At 69.7% G+C, this 6,798-nt stretch carries 4 protein-coding genes; 2 read left to right on the top strand and 2 right to left on the bottom strand.

All coding sequences use genetic code 11. The features are described from left to right. Positions 1-59: 59 nt before the first annotated feature. Positions 60-1,742: a glycosyltransferase family 87 protein gene (locus IE329_RS16220; protein WP_190211563.1), complete on the bottom strand. Its 1,683-nt coding sequence runs from the start codon at positions 1,740-1,742 to the stop codon at positions 60-62. Positions 1,743-1,904: 162 nt separating this feature from the next. Next, a complete protein-coding gene (locus tag IE329_RS16215) occupies positions 1,905-4,535 on the bottom strand; it encodes a transglycosylase domain-containing protein (protein ID WP_190211562.1) in 2,631 nt (876 codons plus the stop codon). 331 nt (positions 4,536-4,866) lie between these two features. Between IE329_RS16215 and IE329_RS16210 the strand changes: the two genes are divergently transcribed. Together IE329_RS16210 and IE329_RS16205 are read left to right on the top strand one after the other, a co-directional pair. Beyond that, positions 4,867-5,559, top strand: coding sequence for a PadR family transcriptional regulator (locus tag IE329_RS16210; protein WP_190211561.1), 693 nt, complete (start codon positions 4,867-4,869; stop codon positions 5,557-5,559). 137 nt (positions 5,560-5,696) lie between these two features. Beyond that, complete coding sequence (locus IE329_RS16205; protein ID WP_073929199.1) at positions 5,697-6,779, top strand: inositol-3-phosphate synthase; 1,083 nt, start codon at positions 5,697-5,699, stop codon at positions 6,777-6,779. Positions 6,780-6,798 lie beyond the last annotated feature (19 nt).

Here is a 6,798-nt window from a genome sequence, read left to right as displayed (position 1 = left end):
CGGCGGCCGCACCAGGGGTGCGGCCGCCGGCCCGTTCCGTCGCCTTGGGCGGCGCGCCGTCAGTGCCCGTCGGCCGGCCGGGGGCGGCCGGGCAGGTCCAGCGCCTCCGGGACCTCGTCACCCGCCGGCCCGCCGGCCGGGTCGTCCGCCGGTCCGACCGGCACCGCCTCGGGGGCGTTCAGCCAGCCCTCGGCGCCGGCCGGGGCGTAGGCGGCGTAGGTCGCCTCCTCCTTGAGCCGCCGGGCCGAGCCGAGCACGAAGACGTCCGGGGCGCCGTCGAGCACCCCGCCGGACGGGTCGTCGCTGCCGTCCCAGCGGACCGGGTCGCGGTCCGGCAGCAGCACGTCGCGGACGATCACGGCGCACAGGTAGAGCGTCCCGAGCAGGTGCAGGGCCACCGCGAAGTGGTACCAGGAGTCGCCGATGCCGTGCTGCTTGCCGCCGGTCACGAAGCCCAGGTGGGACCAGATGCCCAGGGTGTAGAGCACCTCGCAGGCCTGCCAGACCAGGAAGTCCCGCCAGCGCGGCCGGGCCAGCACCGCCAGCGGGATCAGCCAGAGCACGTACTGCGGCGAGTACACCTTGTTGGTCAGGACGAACGCGGCCACGATCAGGAATCCCAGCTGCGCGAGGCGCGGGCGGCGCGGGGCCGACAGCGCCAGCCAGCCGATCGCCAGCGCGCAGAGCACCAGCAGCAGGGCGATGTAGGTGTCGAGGTTCTCCAGCCCGACGCCGCGGTTCTGCATCAGGATCACCCAGAAGGACCCGAAGTCCTCCTTGCGGTGCTTGCTGAAGGTGTAGAAGGTCGCCCAGCCGTCGAAGTTGGCCAGCATGATCGGGACGTTCACCAGCAGCCAGGCCGCCACCGCGCCGCCCAGCGCCTGCCCGAACTCCCGCCACCGGCCGGCCCGCCAGCAGAGCACCAGCAGCGGGCCGAGCAGCAGCACCGGGTAGAGCTTGGCGGCGGTGGCCAGGCCGATGAAGACACCGGCCAGGACGGCCTTGGAGTTGGACCAGCAGGCCAGCGCCACCGCGGCCAGGGCCACCGCCAGGAGGTCCCAGTTGATCGTGGCGTTGAGCGCCAGGCAGGGCGCGAGGGCGAACAGCAGCGCGTCCCAGGGGCGGCGGCGGTGCGTGCGGGAGATCGCCACCACGGCGACCACGGCGCAGGCCATCAGCAGGCCCGCGTTGATCACCCAGAACCACTGCTCCTGCTGCTGGCCGGTCCCGCCACCGGGCGTGAGCCAGGCCGCGACCTGCATGAACAGGCCCGTCAGCACCGGGTATTCGAGGTACTGCATGTCCGGCGAGCCCTGCGGGATCTTGTCGACGTACGGGTGCAGCCCGTCCGCGAAGCCCCGGCCGGTGAACAGGTGCGGGATGTCGCTGTAACAGGCGTGGACGTACTGCGGCGAACCGGCCTGGAACCAGCCGCCGTCGTAGCAGGGCAGCTTCTGCATCATGCCGAGCACGGAGGTCAGGATGACGGCGAGCGCCAGGAAGCGGGCCGGGATCCACCAGGAGACCCCCAGCAGGGCGCGCCGGCCGGGCGGGCCGCCGAACACCTCGCTGCCGGCCGCGGCGACCGGGTCCTCGTCGGCCGGGACGACGACGGTGTCCGGCTGCGGGCCGGGCCGGTCGGCGGGGCCGGCCGCCACCGCGACGGGGGCGTGGAATCCCGCCCCCGCGGCCTCTTCGGGCCGGTCCGGCCCGGTGGATTCGTCACGCGCGCTCGACGTCATGCCGGACATCCTGCCGCACCGCGGGCGGGTGGACGAGGAGGCCCCCGCCGACGGCGCCCGGCGAGCGGCGGATCGGCCCCGCGCCGCCGGCCGGGAACGACGGCGGCGGCCCTCCGGGGAGGGCCGCCGCCGTCTGCTTCCGCCGTTGTCCGGTCCCGCCGGCTACGGCACGGGTGCGCCGCTGCTGGTCGGCTTGCCGCTCTTGGTCGGATCCGCCGTGGAGGCGCTGGGACTCGGCGAGGTGCAGGTGAGCAGCGGCAGACAGGTCGGCTGCTGCGTCGGGCGGGTCTTGGTCGGGCTCGGGCTGGGCATCGGGTCCGTGCAGTCCACGCCGGGCACGCAGCTCGGCATCGGCGCGGTGGGCTGCTGCGGGGCCGGAGCGGTGGGCTGCTCGGGCGCCGCGGTCGCCGACTCGGTGGCCGTGGGGGAGGCCGAGGGGGAGGCCGTGCTCGGCGCCCCGGAGGAGTCGATCTGGCTGCCGACCGGCTCGGGGGTCGGGAAGTTGACCTTCTTCTCGTTGGCCAGCGCGGCCTTCATGTACCGGGTGAAGATGTCGGTCGGGGTGTCACCACCGTGGTTGGAGTCCTTGCCACCGGTGCCGTTGAGGGTCTTCAGCCCCGGGTTGCTCGGGTCCTCGCGCCACATCGAGACGGCGGTGCTGAGCTGCGGCGTGTAGCCGACCCACCAGGCCGACTTGTTCTGGTCGGTGGTACCGGTCTTGCCGGCCACCGGGCGGCCGAGCGCGTTGCTCTTGCTACCCGTACCGTTCTTGGCCACGTTGACCAGCACGTCGGTGATGTTGTCCGCCACGGCGGCGTCCAGCACCTGCTTGAGCTCCGGCTTGGCGAAGCCCGCCTTCTCCTTGCCGTTGTACTCGACCTTGGTCACCGAGTACGGGTCCGCCTCCTTGCCGCTGGCGGCGAAGGTCGCGTAGGCCGAGGCCATCCGGATCGAGCTGGGGGTCGAGGTGCCGAGGGCGAAGGTGGGGGTCTTCGGGTCGGTGAAGGTCTCCTTCTTCAGCCCCAGCTTCTCGGCCATGTCGGCCACGTTCTGGCCGCCGACGTCCTGGTTGAGCTGGACGAACGGGACGTTGTACGACCACTGCATGGCCTGGCGCAGCGAGATGTAGCCGCGCTTGCCGGTGTCCTCGTTCTTCTGCCGGTACGGCTTGCCGTCGTCGCCGATCACCAGCGAGCCGTCCGGCTTGCGGATCTCCGACATGTCGTCGGAGAGGTAGCGGCTGTCGGCGTTGATCCGCGCGGGCTTGCCCTGCTTGTCGGTCTGGGTGAGCACGCCGGTCTGCATGGCGGTGGCCAGCACGAAGGGCTTGAAGGTCGAGCCGACCGGGATGCCCTTGGCGTCGGCGTTGTTGTCGTAGTGGTTGTTCTCCACGCCGGGGCCGCCGTAGATCGCCACGATGGCGCCGTCGCCGGGCCGCACCGAGGCCGCGCCGACCTGGACGAACTTGTCCAGCTCGGGGCGCTTGGTCGGGTTCAGCGTCTCGGCCTGGACGTCGTCGACGGCCTTCTTCAGGGCGTCGACCTTGTCCTTCTCGAAGGTGGTGTAGATCTTGAAGCCGCCGAGGTCGAGCTTCTGCTGGTCGACCGACTTGTCCTTGGCCATCACGAACTTGTTCGCGGTGTCGACCAGGTAGCTGATCTCACCGTTCATGCTGGCGGAGGGCTTGCGCGCGATCGGGTCCGGGAACACCGAGCACTTGGCCCGCTCCTCGGCCGTGATCGCCTTGGTGATCACCATCCGGTCGAGGATCCACTTCCAGCGCTGCTCGGCGCGGACGTGGTTGGCGGCGCTGAGCGACGGGTCCTGGACGGCCGCGCCCTTGAGCAGGTTGGCCAGCATCGCGCTCTGGCAGACGTCGAGGTCCTTGGCGTTGATGCCGTAGTAGGACTGCGCGGCGGCCTGGATGCCGATCGACCCGCGGCCGAACCAGCTGGTGTTCAGATAGCCCTTCAGGATCTCGGGCTTCTTCATCTTCTGATTGATCTTCAGCGTGATGAAGAACTCCTTCACCTTGCGGTCAAGGGTCTGCTCCTGCGTCAGGTAGGCGTTCTTGACGTACTGCTGGGTGATGGTCGAGGCGCCCTGGGTCTCGCCGCCCTTGGCCATGTTGTAGAGGGCTCGGACTATGCCCTTGGGGTCGATGCCCGAGTCGGTCCTGAACGTCTCGTTCTCCGCGGCGATGACCGCGTCCTGGGCGCTCGGGCTGATGTCCGCCAGGTCGACGATCTGCCGGTTGGTCTCACCCTTGCGGGTCATCTCCGTGCCGTCGGCCCAGTAGTAGATGTTGTTCTGCTCTTTGACCAGGTCGTGGATGTCCGGGATGGTCGTGTTCGCGTACGCGATGCCGACCCCGGCCACGCCCGTGCCGAAGAAGAGCAGGAAGCCGGACAGCCAGAGCCGCCAGGACGGCAGCCAGCGGCGCACGCCGGTCCTGCCGAAGCGCGGGTAGTCGATGAACCGCTTCTTGCCCGGCTTGCCCGGGGGGCCCTGCTTGCCGCCGCGGCCGGCGGGCGCCTCGCCGGCCCCGCGCTTGCCGCCCTTCTGGGCGGCCTTGCGCATCTCGGCGCGGGTCATCCGGGGCTGCTGGGCGGTGTCCCTGCCTCCCCCGGGGCGCCGGCGGCCGATGCCGTCCGAACGCAGTTCGTCACCGCCGGTCGGCCCCTCGTAGGAGGGGACTCCCTCGGGCGGGTTGCCATGGGCGTAGGGGCGGCCGCCGCCGGGGCGCTGGTCACCGCCGCCCGGCTGGTCCGACCGTCGCCGTCGTTCGCTCATCTTCCAGCAACTCCTCGTCAGGCCGTCGAGCCTGAAGGCAGGGTTCACGTCCGATGCCCGTAACCGCCCTAACCCCGGAGGTGGTCCTCGTGCACACGCGACAGCGTACGCACCTACGAATCCTTGCTATTCGGGCATCAGGCCCGAATTGGAACATAACGACGACAGATCATTACAGGCCCGTTGCCTTGCGGCCCTTGACCACCATCCTGTGATCACAACCACGCGCGCCCCCCTTGCCCGTTCGGGGACCCAGGTTTACTGTTCTCGATATATCGAGCCGATACATCGGAGCGACATACAACCCACCTACGGGGAGGAGGAGGCCGGCATGAGCAGGCGGTCGGGAGTGCTGGAGTTCGCCGTCCTCGGCCTGCTCCACGACGCCCCGATGCACGGGTACGAGCTGCGCAAGCGGCTCAACGTCCTGCTCGGATCGTTCCGCGCCTTCTCCTACGGCACGCTCTACCCCTGCCTGAAGAGCCTGGTGGCCCAGGGCTTCCTCGTCGAGGACAACCCGGACGTCGAGTACGTCCCGGCCACCGCGCTCAACGGCAAGCGGTCGAAGATCGTCTACCGGCTCTCGCCCGAGGGCAAGGAGCGCTTCGAGGAGCTGCTCGCCGACTCCGGCCCGGACGCCTGGGAGGACGAGCACTTCGGCGTCCACTTCGCCTTCTTCGGCCAGACCGACCGGGCCGTGCGGATGCGCGTCCTGGAAGGGCGCCGCAGCCGGCTGGAGGAGCGGCTGGAACGGATGCGCAGCTCCATCGCCCGCACCCGCGAGCGGTTCGACGACTACACACTCGAACTGCAGCGGCACGGGTTGGAGTCGGTCGAGCGCGAGGTCCGCTGGCTCAACGAGCTGATCGAGACCGAGCGCGCCAACCGGACGGTACGGGGCGGGCCCTCACCCGCCTCGTCGGGTACCGACAAGACTTCGGACGGCCGTGGCCAGGAGATCGGGTCCTCGGACCCGCCCGAGCCACCGTACGACCGCCCGGGGCGCTCCGCACAGGAGCGCTGACACCACGCTGCCCCGCGCAGCGCGGTAGGAGTGGGCGCCTCGTGCGCCCGTCAGACAGTCATTCAGTCACTGCAGAAGCAGCAGGACGAGAGCCGCCGGGTCCGGCGGAGCTCATGAGATCAGAGGGAGCAACCGGAATGGGTTCGGTTCGCGTAGCCATCGTGGGCGTCGGCAACTGCGCCGCGTCGCTGGTGCAGGGTGTCGAGTACTACAAGGACGCCGACCCGGCCGGCAAGGTCCCCGGGCTGATGCACGTGCAGTTCGGCGACTACCACGTCCGTGACGTCGAGTTCGTCGCCGCGTTCGACGTCGACGCCAAGAAGGTCGGCTTCGACCTCGCCGACGCCATCGGCGCCAGCGAGAACAACACCATCAAGATCTGCGACGTGCCGCCGACCGGCGTCACCGTGCAGCGTGGTCACACCCTCGACGGCCTGGGCAAGTACTACCTGGAGACCATCGAGCAGTCCGACGAGGAGCCGGTGGACGTCGTCCAGGTCCTCAAGGACCGCCAGGTCGACGTCCTGGTCTGCTACCTGCCGGTGGGCTCGGAGAAGGCCGCCAAGTTCTACGCCCAGTGCGCCATCGACGCCAAGGTCGGCTTCGTCAACGCCCTCCCGGTGTTCATCGCGGGCACCAAGGAGTGGGCCGACAAGTTCACCGAGGCCGGCGTGCCGATCGTCGGCGACGACATCAAGTCGCAGGTCGGTGCCACCATCACGCACCGCGTGATGGCGAAGCTCTTCGAGGACCGCGGTGTCCTGCTGGAGCGCACCATGCAGCTGAACGTCGGCGGCAACATGGACTTCAAGAACATGCTGGAGCGCGAGCGCCTGGAGTCCAAGAAGATCTCCAAGACGCAGGCCGTCACCTCGCAGGTCCGTGACCGTGAGCTGGGCGCCAAGAACGTCCACATCGGCCCGTCCGACTACGTCGCGTGGCTCGACGACCGCAAGTGGGCGTACGTCCGCCTTGAGGGTCGCGCCTTCGGCGACGTCCCGCTGAACCTCGAGTACAAGCTTGAGGTCTGGGACTCCCCGAACTCGGCCGGTGTCATCATCGACGCCGTCCGCGCCGCGAAGATCGCCAAGGACCGCGGCATCGGCGGCCCGATCCTGTCGGCGTCCTCGTACTTCATGAAGTCGCCGCCGGTTCAGTACTTCGACGACGAGGCGCGCGACAACGTGGAGAAGTTCATCCGCGGTGAGGTCGAGCGCTGAGCGTAGCTCGGTTCGCGAT

It is taken from the genome of Kitasatospora indigofera, assembly GCF_014655955.1.
In the GTDB taxonomy this organism is placed as follows: domain Bacteria; phylum Actinomycetota; class Actinomycetes; order Streptomycetales; family Streptomycetaceae; genus Kitasatospora; species Kitasatospora indigofera.
Note: the sequence above shows the minus strand (reverse complement) of the source record. Positions and strands in the feature narration are given on the sequence as shown.